We start from the raw sequence: 18,331 nt of genomic DNA on the forward strand, positions 1-18,331 counted from the left end.
CTTCTCAGGAGCCTCCCCATGTCCAAAGACGCCCGGCTGCAAGCGTTCCTGTCCGATGGCCCCGAGATCTTCAACAGCGTCCAGCAGGGCCAGACGCTGTGGAAGCGGGATCCGTTCGACGTGCCGTCCATCAATGCACCCGCGCGCGCGGCGTTCGAGCGGCTCGTGAAGCGCGCCACCGCGCAGACGCCTCCGGAGGACGGAAGGATCCTTCTGCTGAAAGGGGACTCCGGCAGCGGCAAGACGCATCTGGTGCGGGCCTTCCGCAACAGCGTGCACGAGAGCGGCAAGGGCTACGTCGGCTATCTGCCCATGACCGTTGATGTGACGCACTACGACCGATACATCCTGTCGGAAGTCATCGACTCGCTGGAGAAGCCGTACGACCACGGCCACGTCGACGACACGGGGCTGATGCTGCTGTCCGAGGCCGTGCTCAAGCGCTGCAAGAACATCTTCGCGGCCCACATCCCGGACGAAGACGTGCTGGACGACGAGTCGCTGCACGGCAACATCCGCGCCGTCGCGGACGACCTGCACGCGGATCCCGAGTTCCGGAACATCGACGTCAACCTGCTGCGCGCCCTGCTCTGCCTCCAGCGCCGCGAGGCCCGCTTCCACCACCGCATCGTCCAATGGCTGCGCTGCGAGGAGATGTCGCCCGAGGACCGGGCCATCATCGGGAACCTGGTCCCGCGAAGCACCGAGGAGTCCCCCAGCCGGATGCTCATCCAGCTGGGCCAGCTCATGGGCATCTTCGGCAAGGCGCTGGTCCTCTGCGTCGACCAGGTGGAGGACATGCTCGACTTCGAGCAGAAGCCCCAGATGGAGCCTTCCTTCCGCCGCGCGATGAGCACGCTGGTCGCGCTGGCGGCCCAGGTGCCCTCGGCCATCGTGGTGGTCTGCTGCCTCTCCGACTTCTGGACGGCGACGCGCACGAGGATCAACCGCGCGATGATCGACCGCATCGAGCGAAATCCCGAGCCCGTGGACCTGGAGCTCAACGTCACCGCGCAGACGGCGCGGGACATCGCGGCCCGCCGGCTGAAGTCCCTGTACGAACAGAAGGGGATCGCATTCAACCCGGCCCAGCCCACCTACCCCATTCCGGCCCAGGGCTTCGAGCTGCTGAGCGGCCAGCGGACGCGCGACATCCTGAACGCCTGCCACCGCTACCGGGAACAGGCCATCCAGGACGGCAAGCTGCCGGCGGCGTTCCCCCTGCCGGACAAGCAGCAGCTCCCCGCCAAGGGAGTCACCGTCTCTCCCCAGACACCCCCAGCGCCGGACCTGGATCAGGCCTGGACGGACTTCAAGGCCAACTTCAAGGCAAGGGTGCCGGAAGGGGACTCGGACATCACCGCGTTGCTCGCCTGGAGCATCAAGGCGAGCGCGGAGGAGCTGGGCGACGCGGCCCGGTTCAAGGTGAAAGCCCACGATGAGGGGGACTCGCTCGACGTCACGGTCCAGCCCGGCGACGCACAACTTCATGTCGCGCTCTGCAACAACACACCCAAGGGAGGCTCCCTGGGCAAACAGATGACCCAAGCCCTCAGGAACGCGGCCAAGAAGCTGCCGGTCCTGGTGCGCACCACGGACTTTCCCGGCACCCTGGGCACCCTGGTGGAGGAACAGACCACCCTGCTGCGGCGCAGGGGTGGACGGCGCGCGGTGGTGGGGCCCAGCGACCTGCGGGAGCTGCTCGCGTTGCAGGCCTTCCGCAAGCAGCAGGTGGAGTCCACGTTCCTCGGATGGAGCCGCGTGGCCCGTCCGGTGACGAGGCTCCAGGGCATCACGGACCTGCTGGCCCTGGAGAAGTCCGCCCCCGTCGCCATCACGCCTCCTGCGCCCATGGGGAGCAAGCCCGGCGCCGTGAAGGAGTCCGTCGTGTCCGACGGCGAGTCCGAATGGGAGGTGACGCCGGCCAGCCAGATCCTCCCGGTCAAGCCGGATAGATCAACCGCCTCCGCCAGCAAGTCGAAGGAGGACAGCCCCAAGGGCCAGATGCGCGTGGGCGTCTCAGAGGGCGTCTTCGCCAACACCGTGCATGTCCAGGCGAATGAGCTGACCCAGCACAGTGCCTTCCTCGGCGGTCCCGGCAGCGGCAAGACGACGCTCGCGCTGAACCTGGTCGAGCAGCTGTTGCTCCAAGGCATCCCCGCCATCCTCGTGGACCGCAAGGGCGACCTCGCCGCGTACGCGCGCGAGGAGTCGTGGGGGGAGGAACTGTCCAACCCGATGATGCTCGAGCGCCGCAAGCTGCTGCGTGAGCATGTGGATGTGGCGCTCTACACGCCGGGCCGTTCGGACGGACGCCCGCTGTCGATTCCAGTGGTGCCCCGAGGACTCGACAAGCTCCCGCCCGAGGAGCGTGACCAGATCCTCCAGCAGGCGGCGGACGCCCTCTCCACCATGCTGGAGTACAAGAGCAGCCAGAGGGACAGGGCCGCGAAGGCCCTGCTGGCCCTGGCGCTGCGGCTGCTGGTGCAGCGTCCGTCCGGCAAGGAGATCACCCTGGACCTCATCCAGCGCTTCGTCGCCGCGCAGGACATGACGCTCGTCCAGGAGGCGCATGGGCTGGATGACAAGGTCTTCACCAAGCTGGCGCAGGACCTGGCGACGCTGCGGCTCAACGCGCAGTCCCTGCTCTCCAACACCGGGGAGAAGCTCGACATGAACGAGCTGCTGGGACTGGGCGCCGCGAAGGTGCCGGGCAAGACGCGGCTCACCATCATCAGCACCAAGTTCCTGGGCGGACTGCACAGCTCGCTGTTCTGGGTGTCACAGCTCCTGGTGGAGGCCAACCGCTGGGCCAGCCAGCACCCGTCGCCGAAGCTCCAGGCGGTGCTCCTCTTCGACGAGGCGGACATCTACCTGCCCGCGGTGGGCATCCCCGCCACGAAGCAGCCCATGGAGAACCTGCTCCGGCGCGCGCGCTCGGCCGGCGTCGGGGTGATGCTCGCGACGCAGAGCCCAGGCGACCTCGACTACAAGTGCCGCGACAACGTGCGCGCCTGGTTCGCGGGCCGCGTGAAGGAGGAGACGGCGCTCCGGAAGCTCAAGCCGATGTTCGCGGAGGCCCGTGTGGACGCATCGGTCCGCCTCCCTGCCCAGAAGACGGGCCAGTTCCACGTCCTGCGCGAAGGCCAGGTGGAACAGCTCAAGGCGGACCGGAACATCATCAAGACGGAGCAGTTGTCGGAGGAGGAGATCCTCCAGCTGGCACACCGCTCCGGTGAGCAGGGCATCCGCAACGCGGGGTGAGCCCGGTCTGGGGTCCAGGATGGGAGCCATGCAGGCCCGGGTGGACTCACGGCCGTGGACATGGCTCCTGAAGCAACCTCGACTTCGAGGCTGCGCGGATGACCACTGGCGGACCGAACGTGCTCCGCCCGGCACTCCCCGCGAGTGCTGAGGTCAATTCCAGTCACCGGGCACGGTCCCGGGTCGGCTGGACGGTGAAAGGGCAGGAGTTCATACCTCCCCCTTGAGGATTCTTCGACCGTCCAACCTCGGGACAGCCATCTGTCCCCACCCGACAAGCCCGGGGACTCAATGTCTTCTCTCCAGAGGATGTTCACCTATGCAGGTGACGCACAGAGCGCGCCTCAGAAGAACATCCTCATCGAGTTCAGGCTCCCCGTCTTCGAGTACCAGAACATCGAAACCCCGGAGGGGAACGGGATCGTCCGAAACGTCATCGACATCGGCGTGCTCACCGTTCCCCTGGCGCTCCATTCAAAGGAATATCACCTCACCCTGGATGATGGGTTCATCACCGGGAGCGGCGAAGGCCCCTTCGACCGCTTCACGCGGTACGTCTGGCAGACGAGAGAGCGACACAACCTCGAGGAGCTGAGCGTCGGCGTGGCGGTGCGGTACCTGTCCAATGACGGCAAGAAGCTCGGCGAGGACTCACTCGAGTTCATCTACCACCCGAAACTCGAAGCCGATGAGCGGTGGGAGGGCCCCGGGTTCCCCCAGATCTCCTTCGAGAAGGTCTTCATCGCGGTCAACAAGGCCGCCTTCGCCAGGATGGAACGCCGGATGCCCCCCGGCGTCGACCTGGGGCACATCAGCCTGATGGACGTGATCTCCATCCTGACGGACCTGACAGGCGCGGAGCCTGCCTTCGATGACAAGGTTTCGGACGAAACGAAGCGGCGTCTGTTCGGCGCCTCAGGGGATGCCGCGGACCGGGCCCTGGAATTCATCAAGCAGAACTTCCAGTCCCTCTATGACTTCCCCTTGAAGCTCGCCGAGCTCAAGACGCTGGTCATCGCGGGCACGCTCACCAGCGTCAGCTCCGACGGCTCCGATGCGACCCGCCTGGACTTCCTGCTGTACGACCTGTCCGTGGAGTTCTCCGAGGCGGACACCTCCCGCACGAAGGTCCTCCATGCCCCGTTCGGAGAGGACCTGCGCATCCAGCAGAACGCGGCGCCCTTCTCTTTCCAGGAGGCCCGGCAGGTCCTCTTCGACAATGCCGTTGGCCCCGTCCAGGTCACGGTGAAGGGCTTCGATGGTTCGCTGCTGTGGTCCAAAGAGTTCGCGGCCGACGACCCGGAGCTCACGAGGCTCGACATCAAGGTCCCCCGGCAGCGGCCGAGCCGGTTGACCCCGAAGGACCTGGAGCCCGTCCCCGACAAGAAGAAGCGGCTGCGGGGCCAGGTGATCGAGCTCACCCGGAAGTGTCCCCTCAAGGACCTGACGGTGCTGGTCCAGGCCAAGGGCGCTGACGATGCCGCCTGGCGAATCGTGGGTGCCGCGACGACCGACGCCTCTGGCAACTTCTCCATGCCGTATCCCTTCGGCATCTTCACGCAGGCCCAGGCCCTGGTGTCGGCCAGACCCGACGAGCCGGCAACCCTCGCGGTCACGGACGTCAGGGACGGAAACCAGACGCTGGCGGATGACTTCCTGTACCTGCTGGTCAAGGAGCTCCAATGCCCTCACGCGGGCACGAAGGAGGCGTGCGACTGCCAGGCGAAGAAGCAGGCCGCACGGCTTCCAGACCAGGCGGACCTGATTGAATCCGACGAGTACTCCCAGGACATCGGAGGGGCTTGCATCAACCTGTCCACGCCCAACCGGACCCTGAGTGAGTACAGCTATCAGGCCATCGTGCGGACCTCCGATCCGGACGTGGCGAACTACACCCTGAAGCGAGTCGAAGTCCCCCAGCCCGCCGCCCCCCATGTCTTCTCCGACATCACTCACGGCGTATCCGCGCTGGAAGTCGCGCTCAACAGCCCGGCGCTCCGGGCGCTCTTCGCCCAGCCAGTCTTGGATGACGTGTGGGCCCAGCTCAAGGCACTGGGAGGGGTGCGCGCGGATGCATCCCCCATCGACCTGACGGCCACGCTGGGGAACGCCGATACCCTCCTCCGCCTGATCAACATCGTTCCGCCCCAGGACGTGGCGATGGCCGCCGTGCTGAGAGTCCTCGTGGAGGGTGCCCGGGAAGTGGAGGAGTTGCTGAGGGACGCGCTGCGGCCTCGCACCGAAACACGTTATGAGCTTGAAGGCGGCGCCCGGAAACGGCTCCGCAAGCCCATTGACCTGGACAATCCCGTCGCCTGGCAAGATGACCCCGAGGGCAGCCGGAATCCCTCCCTGTATCAGGCCGTCTCCATCGCGACCGGGCATCTGCTGCATTACAAGTCCGTCTTCAAGGCGGACGGCTACTCCCTGGGGGATCTGCTCTATTCGCTGCCGCTGGCCCCCGGACAGAAGAAGGAGATCGTCGTCTTCGACGCCTCCCACACGCTATCAGGCGCCGAGTCCCAGGCGCTGACCCAGGGCGAAAGACTCGCCTCCGACCTCGTGAACGAGAGGGTCATCGCCAGCCAGCTGGCCGGAAGCATCCGGGAGGCCGTACGCGCCAGCAGCTCCGCCAATACGAGTGGCATCAGCGCGGGTTTTGGCACGGGCGGTTCCGGCGCGGGGGGCGCCGGCGCGTTCAGCGGCTCGGGCAGCGCGGTCCTGGGCGTCGCGGGGGGCGTCGCCAACGCCAACGCCAACGCCGCGCAGGACAGCACCCGGGATGTGTCCCAGTTCTTCAATGAAAAGCTGCGCCAGTCCATCATGCAGAACGCGGAGAGCTACCGGCAGCTCACCGCGTCGGTGATCACCACGGTGCAGGAAGGACAGCGGTACGCGGTCACCAGCGAGGTCGTGGCCAATCACAACCATTGCCACGCCCTGACCATGATGTACTTCGAAGTCCTCCGCCACTTCGCGATCTTCCAGGAGCTGTCCGCCGTCGAGGAGTGCGTGTTCGTTCCGCTCCTGATGACCCACTTCACGACCCAGAACATCTTCAAATGGCGGGACGTCCTGGCGTCCCATCTGTTGCCCATGCCGTCGGAAACCTACCTGCAGCCCTACAGCGCCTTGTCAGGCCCCGTGCGGATGCATCCCCTGCTGAAGGCCTTCGACGCCAACGAACGCATCAAGACGGACTACGCCAACGTGGATTTTCCGCGAGGCGCCTACGACGATGAGCCCATCCGGTTCATCAAGGGGGACATGCGGCTCAGGGTGGAGCTGCCGCGTCCCAGGACGCGCTTTGATCGCATCATGTCGCTGCCTGTCACCACCCAGACCATCACGACCCGGGAAATCGATCCGCTGGCAACGACAGCCGCCGCGCTCGACTTCCCGCGCAAGATGGCCGAGTACGCCGCCAAGGCCGCCGCGACGGCGGGACTCCTGCCCCTGTTCGAGCGTCCTCCCGTCCCGCCGGGCATCCAATACAGCACCACCCAGCACGAGATGCTGGTCCGCGAGGCGATCTTCGACAGCTTCATGAAGCTGGACGCCAACTACCAGAGCGTTCCTCCAGCACAGTGCATCCGGATCACCCATTTCAGTCCGCCCGCGAAGATCTCCGCCGGACCGCTTGGAACCATCACCCCGACAGCGGCCTCGGTCCTGGACTTCTTCGCGGAGAACGAGGCGGACAAGCAGCAGTGGTCCCTCTACGCGGCCCTGCTGGGCTATTCGGACGTCTTGAGCCTGCTCAACGCGTACTTCAAGGGCAACCTCATCTCGGAATGGGATGCGATCTTCAACAATGACATCGCCCCGCTCCTCTTCGAGAAGCTCGTCGCGAACATCGGGGTTTCGGACATCGCTACCGACTTCTCCAGCAGGTCGAAGTACAAGGGTGGCGAGCGGCTGATGATGCTGAGCCTGAGCGGCACCACATCCCGCAAGAGGAGCCAACTGCCTCAGCACCTGCGCATGGCCGTGAACAACGCCACCCTCAAGGCGCTCCAGCCCCATGTCACGCTCACCATCGAAGGCCTGACGCTCACGTACTCGACGGCGCACTACGACGGGATGCTGTTCAGCGGCTCCATCAACGACGACCTGCTGGATGACACCCTCCTCTTCATCCCGGAGAACGCGGACGAAAAGAGGAACCCGCGCAAGGATGATGCCTATCTCGTCCACAAGCTGATCGAGCACCTGAACAGCAACCTGGAGCATTACAACAAGGCGCTCTGGTACAGCCTGGATCCCGACCGGCGCTACATGCTGCTGGACGGCTTCCACATGCAGATCTTCGATGGGGCCGGCAATCCCGCGGGCTTCCGGAGCCTGGCATCGGTGGTCAAGAACGAGCTCATCACCATCACCGGCAACTCCCTGGTCTTCCCGGTGGCCGCTGGCTACAAGGTCAGCCAATCCTATATCACGGAGGAAAGGCTGAACCCGGAGGCTCCCCCGGAACGGGCCACGCTGTTCGACCACTACAAGCCTCTGACGCCCGTCCAGCCCTACCGCATCAGCGTTCCTTCCAAGGGCGTGTTCGCCGAAGCGATCCAGGGCGCATGCAACGCCTGCGAGAAGATCGAAACGGAGCGCCTGCAGGACTGGACCCGGCTTCCGAACACGGATGAGCCCACGCCCATCCTTCCGGTCACCCCGCCCACCCCTTCGGTCACGGACTGGAAGGCGGTGTTCAAGGACTTCGCCACGCCCCTCGTCAGCATCCAGAACGCGCCAGCGGCTCCCCAGCCGGGCGCGGGCCTGGCCGGATTGTCCGAGCTGCTCGGAAAGAGTGGCGTGTTCAAGGACATCACCGGACTGGAGGGCACGCAGCAGAACGTCATGAAGACGTATCTGTCGAACCAGGAGAACGCCAAGGCCTTCGCCGAAATGGCCAAGGACATGGCCATCCAGGCTCACAATACGCACAACGCAGGCAAGATCATGGATGCGCTCAAGGGCGCAAAGGACTCCGGCGCGCTGAGCGAGGATGACTACAACAAGCTCGTGAAGGAGCACCTGCAACAGCAGATCGATGGCGGAGCGACCCAGAAGAACGAGCTCGCCAAGGAGAACCAAGCCATCCCGTCCCCGTTGACCCAGGCCGCGGTCGACGCCGCGGGCAAGGGCAAGGACGTCAGGGCCCAGGCCACGGCCCCCTCGGGCAGCTCGGAGTCCGTGGACATCAAGGCGCCGCAGATCACGACCATCGCGAACGTGGCCGAAGCCGAGTACTGGCGCGACCTCATCACGTTCCTTCCCGGTCCGGAGCTCACGGCGGGAATCGAGGCGCGCAACCTCGCGGTCCAGAAGCTCACCGACGGCTACGGCGACGTCAATCTGGACTGGTTCCAGGTGGACATCACGAAGCTCCCGAATCGCCCGGGGACCACGACACCGTTCGATGACGCGGGACTCTTCGAATACTTGCGAAAGAACTTCGCGGACTTCCTGCAGCCGTATCCCCGCACCGGCAAGCCGCGTTCGCTGGAGACCTATGAAGCCGTGGACGCCGCTTCGTGGGCAAGCGCGACGCCGCTTGGCTCGGTGTTGTTGTTCACCATCGACGCCAACCCGCTACCTGCCCTGGCAGGCTTTGTCGTGCCCCTGGCAGCGGCCCCTGTCCCCGAATTGGGCCTCGTGCTGTGCTCGGAATACGTGAGTGAGCCAGGCCAGGATCACCACTGGAACTTCACGACGTTGAAGGGCCCCAACCCGATTCGCTACCACCCGGTCTCCGGGACCCGCCAGTTCGGCCTGGGCCGGAAGAAGGACCACTGGACCTTCTACGTTCGCGCGGCCGACCGCACGTCCACCCTCTTTGACTATGGAGGCAGCCCGCTCGTGTTCAGCGGCGCCGACGAATATTGGGATTACCTTCAGACGCAGCTCATCGGCTTCGTCGAAAGCAACGGCGGTGCCGCGAAGCGGGGCCTGGTATCGAGCAAGCGCTACGACTGGCGGGGAGTCAACAACCGGTTTTTCGGTGGAGGTCCGATCACCGCCTGATGCCCGCGGGAGGCAGCAGGTAGGCGTCGTCTACGGGCGAACAGGGAGGCGCCTCCCATCCATCTTCCGGGTCGGCCCCCGGGCGGGGAGTCGTCCCTGGCGCCCTCGTGCGGCTTCGCCGGGCAGCGAATCCCATACTTCCTACGGGTGTCTTCCCTGATGGGAGTGGAAGGATGGTCTTTCGACAGGGCCAGCAGCGGGCCGCGCATGGGCGTTCAGCGCCCGAGGAGTGCGCGTCCCTCCGGGCCCTCGACGCCCTGGAGCGCATCTCGGATGCGGTCTTCGCGCTCGACCGCTCCTGGCGCTTCACCTACCTCAACACGCGCAGTGAGTGGCTGCTTCGGCGCTCGCGCTCGGAGCTCATCGGGCGCGTCGTCTGGGACGAGTTCCCCGAGGCGCGCGGCTCGGTGTTCGAACAGGAGTACCAGCGGGCGCTCACGGAGCAGGTCCACGTCGCGTTCGAGACCCACTACGCGCCCCTGGATGCCTGGCTCGACGTGCGGGCGTACCCCTCCTCGGAAGGCCTCACCGTCTGCTTCCGGGACGTCAGCGCCCGCAAACGCGCCGCGCAGGCGCTGCATGAGTCGGAGCAGTTCCTGCGCTCCACGCTCGACTCGCTGTCCACGCACATCGCCATCCTCGATGGCCGGGGCGTCATCCTCGCCGTCAACGCCGCCTGGACGCGCTTCGCACGCGACAACGGCTGCGTGGAGGTGGAAGGGCCCGGCCCGTGCGGCGTGGGCGCGGACTACCTGGGGGTGACGGAAGCCGCGCACGGCACGTACTCGGAGGAGGCGCCCTCCGTGGCGGAGGGCATCCGCGGCATCCTCGCCGGCCGGACCGAGTCCTTCCTCCAGGAGTACCCCTGCCACGAGCCCGATGGAGGCAAGCGGCGCTGGTTCCTGCTGCGCGCCACGCGCTTCGCCGGACCGGGGCCGCTGCGCGTGGTGGTGGCCCACGAGGACATCACCGGCCGCCACGAAGCCGACGAGGCACTGCACCAGCTGGCGCGGGAAGAGGCCGCCCGCGAGGAGGCGGAGGCGACACGCGAGCGGATGAACGCGGTGCTCGAGCGCATCACCGACGGCTTCGCCGCGTTCGACCGGGACGGCCGGTTCATCTACGTGAACCGGCACGCGGAGGCGCACTTCGGCCGCAAGCGCGAGGCGCTGCTGGGCCGGCGGCTGGAAGAGGTCTTCTCCGGCCCCAAGGGCCTGGCCATGGTGGCCCTGCTGCGCCGGGCGACAGCGGCGCAGGTCCCCGTGGAGGAGGAGCAGCCTTCCTTCGAGGACAACCGCTGGCTGCGCGTCGTGGCGTACCCGTCACCGGAGGGACTCTCCGTCTACTTCCGCGACATCACCGAGCAGCGGCGCGGCGAGCTGTGGAGCCGCTTCCTCTCCGACATGGGCTCCGCCAGCACGCGCTCCCTGGACCGCTGGGACGTGGTCCGCACCGTGGTGAAGCTCGCGGTGCCCACGCTGGCGGACGGCTGCGCCATCGCCACGCGGGGCAGCAATCCCGAAGAGGAGCCCTCCATCGAGGTCGTCGCCGTGACGCCCGCCCTGGAGGACACGCTGCGCGCGGCGTTCACCACCGGGGCCGGGGGCGCGCTGGGTCGGACGGTGGAGCAGGCGGTGCGCACGAAGTCGGGAGTGCTCCTGCAGGGACCCGTCCCGGACCTTCCCGGCGTGGAGTCCGCGGTGGCCGTGCCGCTGGCCCTCCAGGACCGCTCCCTGGGAGAGCTGCTGCTGGTGTCCACGCGCCCGGGATTCCGGTACGGAACGGAGAGCCTGCCCCTGGTGGAGGAGCTGGCGCGGCGGACCGCGCTGGCGCTGGAGAACGCGCGGCTGTACCGCACCGCGAAGCAGGCCGTCGCCGCGCGCGACGAGACGCTGGGCATCGTCTCCCACGACCTGCGCGCGCCGCTGAACACCATCTCCCTGCTGAGCCGCTCCGCGGAGCGGACCCTGGCCCGGCACGAGGAAGGGGCGGATGCCGCGGAGGCGCTGCGGAAGATCCGCCTCGTGGTGGGCAACATGGAGGGGCTCATCGACGACCTGCTGGAGGTGGCGCGGGTGGAGTCGGGGCGCCCGTTGCTGGACGTGGAGCCGCTGGACGTGCCCCGGCTGCTCGCGCAGGTGCAGGGCCTGAACGAGCTGCTGGCGGCGGACAAGGCGCTGCGCCTCGAGGTGGCGTTGGAGCCGGACCTCCCCCAGGTGCGCGCGGACCGGGCGCGGCTGGTGCGCGTCTTCCAGAACCTGGTGGGCAACGCCATCCACTTCACCCCGCCCGGGGGCCACATCCTCCTCAAGGCCGAGCGCCGAGGCGACCAGGTGTGCTTCCGCGTGGAGGACTCGGGGCCGGGCATCGACGCGCGGTCGCTGCCCCACGTGTTCGACCACTTCTGGCAGGCCATCCACACGCGCAAGGCGGGCGCCGGACTGGGGCTCGCCATCGTCAAGGGGCTGGTGGAGGCCCACGGTGGCCGCGTCTGGGTGGAGAGCCAGCCAGGCCACGGCGCGGCCTTCTATTTCACGCTGCCCGGCCTCCCGGGGGCCTCCGCGAGCCTCCCGCATGGCGGCGAGGCGGCCAGCCCCTGACAGACCCTCACCGGGGCGCGGGCGCGGATTACAATGGCGCCATGTCCTCGCAGCCGGCCTCTCACGCGTTGGCGTGGCTTCCCCTCGTCCTGCTCCCGGCGATGTTCGTGCTCGTCTCGTTCACCCTCTCCAAGATGGGGGGCTGGACGAGACTCGCGCGGGACTACCGCCTGGACAAGGGTGGGGGCTTTCCGTGCAGGTCCTTTGTCTCCGGCCACATGGGCTGGGTGGAGTACCGCAGCTGCCTCACCGTGGGCGGCGACGCGCGGGGGCTCTACCTCGCGGTGCTCCTTCCCTTCCGGGCGGCCCATCCTCCGCTGTGCATCCCCTGGTCGGACATCCACGACCGGCGCCACGAGCGGCACTTCTTCATCCACTGGGACACCTTCCTGGTGGGGCCGGAGCGCGTGAAGCTGCGCCTCCAGAGCTCGGCGCTGAAGCCGCTCGACAAGTACCTGCCGCCCGTCGTCCAGGCCTGATCATGTCCTCCACCGTCTCCGTCGATGGCGTCGTCCAGCGCTGGGAGGACCTGCGCCTCCAGGACTTTCCCCAGGGCTTCTTCTTTGGCGCGGGCTTCTTCACCACGTTCCGCATCGACGCCGGGCAGCCCCGGTTCCTCGCGAGGCACCTGGCCCGCGTGCGCTCAAGCCTCGACGCGTTCCCCACCGCCGTGCGCGCACCCGCGCCCGCGCTCCTTCACGAGGACGCCGTGCGGGAAGCCTTGCGCCGCTGCCTCACGGCGGATGCGGCGATGGGCCCCCGCTTCACCGGCGTGGGCAAGCTCGCGGTCAGCGACGGCCACGTGCTGTGCACCTTCCGTCCCTTCCCCGCGGAGCTTGAAGCCCTGCACCGGGAGGGCCGCGAGCTGGACGGAGTGGAGGCCGGGGCCTACCGGCGCGCGGAGCGCACGGTGAACCACAAGGGCCTCGCGTACTTCCGCCAGCACGCGCTCCTGCCGCGCCTGCCCGTGCTCACCAACGAATCAGCGGAGGTCTGCGAGCTGCCCACCGCCAACCTCTTCGTGCAGTTGGACGGCGCGCTCGTCACCCCGCCGCAGTCCGCGCCGTGCCTGCCGGGCATCGCACGCGCGGTGCTGCTGGCCATGGCCTCCGTGGACGGGCTCCCGGTGGTGGAGCGCGTGCTGCCGCTCGCGGACCTGTCCCGGGCGCAGGCGTGTTTCTACAGCAACGCCGTGGCGCTGGCCGTGGGCGTGCCCCGGCTGACAGGCCGGGAGCTTCCCGACAGCCTGCGGCTCGCGGAACGGGCCCGCGCCGCGCTGGAGGCCCGGGCCGTTCGCGAGGGCTGAGCACGCCCCGCCGGAGTGGGGCACACTCGCGGCCATGACCCGCTCGCTCGTCATGGTTCCCCGCTGGGCCGGAAGCCCCGTCACGGATTTCTATCCGTGGCTCACCGCGAAGCTGCGCACGCCTCCGCCCCTCTTCGATGACGTGCGCACGCTGGACATGCCCACGCCGGGCGCGCCCACCATCGACGGGTGGGTGTCCACGCTCGCCTCCGCGGTGGGCCCGGTGCCCGCGCCCTCCACGGTGTTCCTGGGACACAGCGTCGGCTGTCAGGCCGTGATGCGCTACCTGTCCACGCTGCCGCCGGGCCACACCGTGGAAGGCGCCGTGCTCGTCGCGGGCTGGTTCGAGATCGACACGCCCTGGGACACGCTGAGGCCGTGGCTGGACACGCCCCTGGACTTCGAGCGGATCCGCGCCGCGCTCCGCCGCTGCGTGGTGGTGCTGTCGGACTCAGACCCCTACACGCCCGACTTCCGCCGCAACACGCGCCTCTTCGAGGAGCGCCTGGGCGCCGAGGTGCGCCTCATTCGTGGCGGACGCCACTTCAACAACCCCCAGGAGCCCGCCGTGCTGGCCACGCTCCAGGAGTGCTTTGGCGCACAAGGCGCTTTCGCGCGAGCCGGGAGCCATTAACCTGGGGCGCATGTCCGCTCCCGCTCCCTTCGTCTCCCGCGTCCCCTTCGAGTCCGTCCACCCGAAGACCCTGGCCGTGTACTGCTCGGACGGACGCTTCACCGAGGCCGTGGAGGACCTGGCCCACCACCTGGGCCACGCGCGCATCGACACGCTCACCATTCCGGGAGGCCCCGCGCTGCTCAACCGCTGGGCGTCGGACTACCTGGAGAGCGAGGGCTTCACGCGCGCCGCGCGCTTCCTCATCGAAGGCCACCACATCGAGGACGTGCTGCTGCTGGCGCACGCGGGCTGCGGCTACTACCACGCGAAGCACGGCGCGCTCGGGCCGGACATCACCGTGGAGCAGCAGCTGAAGGACCTCCACTTCGGCGCGAAGGAGCTCCAGACGGCCTACCCCCACCTGCGCATCCACCTCTTCTACGTGCGCCCCAAGGGCAAGACCGTGGAGTTCGAGCCCATCCCCCGCGAGGGCTAGGGCGCCCCGCCCTCACGGACCGCCGCGTCCTGGAGCCCGCGCCGGAGCGCGTCCAGCAGCGACGGCGGGTCACCCACGCGGAACGACTGGAGCCCCGCGCCGAAGTCCGCGCGCGCGCCCGTGACGTCTCCGCGCTGGAGCCGGAGCGCGCCCCGCTCGTACAGCAGCTCGGGGTCCACGGCTTCGCCCTCCTGGGACGCGAGCGCGGCGGTGAGGTCCGCTTCCGCGGCGTCCGTCCGGCCCGCGCGGACGCGGCTCCGGGCCCGCTGCTGGAGGAGCCACGGGTTGCCCCGGTCCTCCGCCAGGGCCGCAGTCCAGTCCGCCTCCGCCTCAGTCAGCCGCCCCAGCGCTTCGAGCGACTCCGCGCGCTTCATGTGCAGCACCAGCGCCTTGCGGAAGCCCGCGGCCTCCACCTGCGTGAAGCCCTCCACCGCCTCCGCGTGCCGCCCCAGCCGGGCGAGCGTGAGCGCCCGGTGGTAGCGCGTGGCCACGTGGCCCGGCGCCAGCGCCAGCACGCGGTCGAACCAGGGGAGCGCCTCCGCCGGTTGGCCGCCCCACACGCCCAGCGTCAGTCCCACCTCCACCAGCACCCGCACCTGCGTCGGATGCGCCCCCGCCAGCGCCCTGGCCAGCGCGAGCGCCGACGTGTAGCGCCCTCCCCGGCGCAGGCGGTCCACCTCGCGCAGGGGTTCGGACAGCTCCGGGGGCCAGGCCTGTCGTCCGTTGCGTTCCATGGGGGTGGGGGCGGTCGTCCGGCATTTCGCAGGCACGTCCCGGGGTGTCAAGGCGACGACTTGACCCGGAGGCCCGGTCGCGCGAAGAGCGCTGGCATGAAGCCCTGGGAAACAGTGGAGCGAGCGCAGGTGCCGGACGTGGGAGAGGTCGTGCTCGCCCGGCGGGACGAAGAGTACGTGCTGCGCGTGCGCGGCCAGACGTTGATGTCCAGCCGCCAGCACGGCTCGGAGATGGCCATGGCGGAGGCTGGCTGCGCGAACCTCACGGCGGACGCGCCCGCCCGGGTGCTCGTGGGCGGGCTGGGCTTCGGCTTCACGGTGCGCGCGGTGCTCGACCGCCTGGGGCCTGGGGCCCGCATCGTGGTCGCGGAGCTGATCGCGCCGGTCGTGGCCTGGAACCGGGGCCTGCTCGCGCCGCTGGCGAAGGCGCCGCTGGAGGACCCGCGCGTCACCGTGGTGGAGGGTGACGTGGGAAAGGTGATGCGCAGGCAGCAGGGCGCGTTCGACACCATCCTGCTCGACGTGGACAACGGCCCCACCGCCCTCACCCACCCCGACAACGACAGCCTCTACGACCTCACCGGCGTGTCGCACGCATTCAACGCCCTGCGCTCCAACGGGACGCTGGTGGTGTGGAGCGCCGGGCCCTCGCCCGCGTTCGTGAAGCGCCTGGAAGAGGTGGGCTTCTCCGTCCAGCTCCTCCACCCCACGGCGCACGGCACCAAGGGCTCACGGCACACCCTCTTCGTCGCCCGGCGCGTGCCCAAGACGAAGTCGCAGTCGTCGTCCCGGCCGCCGTCGCGGCGCTGAAGCACACGGGCGTTCTTCCCACCAGGAGGTAGCAGCCGATGCGGTGCGTCCGTCTGTTCCTGTTCGCCGTCGTCCTCGTCAGCGGCGTGGGGCACGCCACGGAGGCGGAGCCGATGCCTCCGCACGCGACGTTCACGCTCCCGTCGAAGGCGCTGCGGGAAGAGCGGCGCATCAACGTCTACACGCCGCCCGGCTATGGCGCGGCGAAGGGCGTGCGCTACCCCGTCCTCTACATGCCCGACGGCGGCGAACAGGAGGACTTCCCGCACGTCGCCACCACCGTGGACACCGCCATCCGAGCGGGAGAGATGCGGCCCGTCATCCTGGTCGGCATCGAGAACACCGAGCGCCGCCGCGACATGACCGGCCCCACGCAGGTCGCGGCGGACAAGGAGATCGCCCCCAGGGTCGGGGGCTCCGCCGCGTTCCGCGCCTTCCTGCGCGACGAGCTGATGCCCCACGTGCGCCGCAAGTACCGCGTCACCGACGAGACGGCCATCATCGGCGAGTCGCTCGCGGGGCTGTTCATCATGGAGACGTTCTTCCTCCAGCCCGGGATGTTCGGAACCTCCATCGCGCTGAGCCCCAGCCTCTGGTGGAACAACGAAGAGTGGGTGCGCAAGGCCGGCGAACGGCTCAAGGCCCGGCCGGACCTGAAGGCCACGCTCTACATGGCGTCGGCCGGTGACGACGTCGCATCCGAGGCCGGACGCCTGGCCGAGGTCTTCCGCGTGGATGCGCCCGCTGGACTGAAGTGGAAGTACGAGCCCCGACCCGACCTGCGCCACGCCAACATCTACCGTTCGCTGGAGGCGAAGGTGCTGCGAGAGGCCTTCGCGCCCGCCTCCACGAAGTCCGTCCCGTGAGCAGATCGCCAGAAGGTCCCTGACCCATCTGGAGCGGAAGCCCAGTCCGGGCGAATGCATCCGAGGCCGAGCGACGCAGGCCCCCCTCAGGGGACGACATGCCGGGCTTCTCATTGACGACAGAGGGCGCGAAGGACTGCCGCGACTCACGAAGCAGGAGGTCCCAGGACATGGGCAATGAAGCACCAGAGGCGCGCAGCCCATCGGCCCAGGAGGCCTTGGGTACCGTCAAACGGCCCGTTCTCCGCGGGCACCGCCCCGTGGGTTTGTCCAAGGGAGGCGGTGGGTCGAAGTTCGGGCTCGAGGCCCCCCTCTGGAGACGCAGCATCCCAACCTGCCCGACAGTCGGACAGGTTGCCCAAGGCCGCGTCCGTCTCGTCCCCGCCCGTGAAATCCTCACCGGGTTCACAGGCAGCGGGCCCAGGGGTGGATTGAAACAGCAGCGCACCGCTGTCGGCTTCCAAGGGAAGGGCCTCGCCATGAGGACAGGGTGTATCGCCGAGCGCCTCGGTGTCGCCGGAAGCTGGCGCGAGGCTGCCGGGACCACTCAGCTCAACGCAGGGGCGTACCTCCATCGCATCGTCCTGGTGCGGAACTGACGTGGGGTCTCCGCAACCACGCGCCTCAACGCAGGGGCGTACCTCCATGGACTCGTCCTGGTGAGGAACCGACGTGGGGTCTCCAAGGCCACTCTCCTCGACAAAGGGACGACGTGCCTTGAGCCCCTCGTCCAGGTGAAGAACTGACGTGGGGTCTCCGAGGCCACGCTCCTCAACGCAGGGGCGTACCTCCATGGCCTCGTCCTGGTGAGGGACCGACTCAAGGTCGCGGAGGCCACGCACATCAACGCGAGGGCGTGCCTCGAGCGCCTCATCCTGCGCGGAGGCTGACGTGGAATCGCCGAGGAGGTCGTCCTGGGGGCACTCGGCCGCGGGGGACTCCTGCTCCTGGGGGACGGGGGCGAAGTCGTCCAGCACGCGCTCATCGCACGCCTTCAGCAGCGCCGGCAGCTCGTGCTGGAGTGTCCGCGCATCGCGATTGTCCAGGGCCCCCATCGCGCAGGTGGTCCACTGGCGCAGCGACTCGCCGCCCATGAGGGACAGCAGCCGGGATGCATTGCCTCTCAAGGCCCACTGCAGCGACTGAATGAGGAGCAGGTGCCCTGGGCGGTCCGCAACCCGGGCCGCCAGCCTCAGCAGCTCGAATTCCGACTGCGCGCAGCGGACCCCAGGGTGCCATCGCGCCGCGTCCCAAAGCCTGAAGCAGGCATCCTCCAGCAGGCGCAGGTCCGCCTTGGAAGCCCTCGCGCAGCAGTCGGCCAGCAACTCCACCAGCACCTGCCGCTTGAGGCTGAAGAAGCCCTCCAGCAGTCGCCGACACTCCGGGCGGCGCTCGTCATGCAGCGCCAGGCCCAGGTTCTCCAGCGTCAGCGACTCATCCAGCGCCACCGCGCGCGCCCTGCGCGCGGAGCGCTGCACCACCAGGCCCCGCGCCGCCAGCCGCCGCAGTGCCTCGCGCACCGTGCCCCGACTCACCCCGTAGATGCGCGCCAGCATCCTTTCCGAGCCCAACTGCCCGCTTCTCGGCAGCTTCCCCAGCGAAATATCGCGCTCGA

At 68.5% G+C, this 18,331-nt stretch carries 11 protein-coding genes; 9 read left to right on the forward strand and 2 right to left on the reverse strand.

Features of this window, described 5'->3' with window-relative positions; translation table 11 throughout:
- Nucleotides 1-18: 18 nt before the first annotated feature.
- The 7 genes from D7X32_RS09510 to D7X32_RS09540 all read left to right on the forward strand — a co-directional run bounded on the left by D7X32_RS09510 (nucleotide 19) and on the right by D7X32_RS09540 (nucleotide 14,306).
- Nucleotides 19-3,264: an ATP-binding protein gene (locus D7X32_RS09510; protein ID WP_120602194.1), complete on the forward strand. Its 3,246-nt coding sequence runs from the start codon at nucleotides 19-21 to the stop codon at nucleotides 3,262-3,264.
- Nucleotides 3,265-3,573: 309 nt separating this feature from the next.
- Nucleotides 3,574-9,288: a hypothetical protein gene (locus tag D7X32_RS09515; protein ID WP_120602195.1), complete on the forward strand. Its 5,715-nt coding sequence runs from the start codon at nucleotides 3,574-3,576 to the stop codon at nucleotides 9,286-9,288.
- 173 nt (nucleotides 9,289-9,461) lie between these two features.
- Nucleotides 9,462-11,888 carry a PAS domain-containing sensor histidine kinase gene (locus D7X32_RS09520; protein ID WP_120602196.1) on the forward strand — a complete coding sequence of 809 codons (2,427 nt, stop codon included), beginning with the start codon at nucleotides 9,462-9,464 and terminating at the stop codon, nucleotides 11,886-11,888.
- Nucleotides 11,889-11,929: 41 nt separating this feature from the next.
- Nucleotides 11,930-12,367, forward strand: coding sequence for a hypothetical protein (locus tag D7X32_RS09525; RefSeq protein ID WP_120602197.1), 438 nt, complete (start codon nucleotides 11,930-11,932; stop codon nucleotides 12,365-12,367).
- Between the two features lie 2 nt (nucleotides 12,368-12,369).
- Complete coding sequence (locus tag D7X32_RS09530; protein ID WP_120602198.1) at nucleotides 12,370-13,194, forward strand: aminotransferase class IV; 825 nt, start codon at nucleotides 12,370-12,372, stop codon at nucleotides 13,192-13,194.
- Between the two features lie 34 nt (nucleotides 13,195-13,228).
- Complete coding sequence (locus D7X32_RS09535) at nucleotides 13,229-13,828, forward strand: RBBP9/YdeN family alpha/beta hydrolase (RefSeq protein WP_120602199.1); 600 nt, start codon at nucleotides 13,229-13,231, stop codon at nucleotides 13,826-13,828.
- A gap of 10 nt (nucleotides 13,829-13,838) precedes the next feature.
- Nucleotides 13,839-14,306: a carbonic anhydrase gene (locus tag D7X32_RS09540; protein WP_120602200.1), complete on the forward strand. Its 468-nt coding sequence runs from the start codon at nucleotides 13,839-13,841 to the stop codon at nucleotides 14,304-14,306.
- Here D7X32_RS09540 and D7X32_RS09545 read toward each other — a convergent pair.
- The gene (locus tag D7X32_RS09545; RefSeq protein ID WP_120602201.1) at nucleotides 14,303-15,040 is read right to left on the reverse strand and encodes a tetratricopeptide repeat protein; all 738 of its coding nucleotides are present in this window, start codon (nucleotides 15,038-15,040) and stop codon (nucleotides 14,303-14,305) included. The two genes, D7X32_RS09540 and D7X32_RS09545, sit on opposite strands and share 4 nt — an antisense overlap.
- A gap of 96 nt (nucleotides 15,041-15,136) precedes the next feature.
- On the opposite strand from D7X32_RS09545, the gene D7X32_RS09550 reads away from it, so the two are divergent.
- Nucleotides 15,137-15,850, forward strand: a complete 714-nt coding sequence (locus D7X32_RS09550; protein ID WP_120602202.1) for a spermidine synthase family protein — start codon at nucleotides 15,137-15,139, stop codon at nucleotides 15,848-15,850.
- A gap of 38 nt (nucleotides 15,851-15,888) precedes the next feature.
- Nucleotides 15,889-16,716: an alpha/beta hydrolase gene (locus D7X32_RS09555; protein ID WP_120602203.1), complete on the forward strand. Its 828-nt coding sequence runs from the start codon at nucleotides 15,889-15,891 to the stop codon at nucleotides 16,714-16,716.
- Between the two features lie 146 nt (nucleotides 16,717-16,862).
- Here the strand turns inward: D7X32_RS09555 and D7X32_RS47750 are convergent.
- On the reverse strand, nucleotides 16,863-18,331 hold a 1,469-nt coding region (locus D7X32_RS47750; protein ID WP_147450092.1), incomplete at its 5' end, for a FadR/GntR family transcriptional regulator.

This window comes from Corallococcus carmarthensis, assembly GCF_003611695.1.
Lineage (GTDB): Bacteria > Myxococcota > Myxococcia > Myxococcales > Myxococcaceae > Corallococcus > Corallococcus carmarthensis.

What these genes read in the sequence shown, in the direction of transcription:
- D7X32_RS09510 (WP_120602194.1), top strand. Translation starts at nt 19, where the DNA reads ATGTCCAAAGACGCCCGGCTGCAAGCGTTCCTGTCCGATGGCCCCGAG.
- D7X32_RS09515 (WP_120602195.1), top strand. Translation starts at nt 3,574, where the DNA reads ATGTTCACCTATGCAGGTGACGCACAGAGCGCGCCTCAGAAGAACATC.
- D7X32_RS09520 (WP_120602196.1), top strand. Translation starts at nt 9,462, where the DNA reads ATGGTCTTTCGACAGGGCCAGCAGCGGGCCGCGCATGGGCGTTCAGCG.
- D7X32_RS09525 (WP_120602197.1), top strand. Translation starts at nt 11,930, where the DNA reads ATGTCCTCGCAGCCGGCCTCTCACGCGTTGGCGTGGCTTCCCCTCGTC.
- D7X32_RS09530 (WP_120602198.1), top strand. Translation starts at nt 12,370, where the DNA reads ATGTCCTCCACCGTCTCCGTCGATGGCGTCGTCCAGCGCTGGGAGGAC.
- D7X32_RS09535 (WP_120602199.1), top strand. Translation starts at nt 13,229, where the DNA reads ATGACCCGCTCGCTCGTCATGGTTCCCCGCTGGGCCGGAAGCCCCGTC.
- D7X32_RS09540 (WP_120602200.1), top strand. Translation starts at nt 13,839, where the DNA reads ATGTCCGCTCCCGCTCCCTTCGTCTCCCGCGTCCCCTTCGAGTCCGTC.
- D7X32_RS09545 (WP_120602201.1), bottom strand. Translation starts at nt 15,040, where the DNA reads ATGGAACGCAACGGACGACAGGCCTGGCCCCCGGAGCTGTCCGAACCC.
- D7X32_RS09550 (WP_120602202.1), top strand. Translation starts at nt 15,137, where the DNA reads ATGAAGCCCTGGGAAACAGTGGAGCGAGCGCAGGTGCCGGACGTGGGA.
- D7X32_RS09555 (WP_120602203.1), top strand. Translation starts at nt 15,889, where the DNA reads ATGCGGTGCGTCCGTCTGTTCCTGTTCGCCGTCGTCCTCGTCAGCGGC.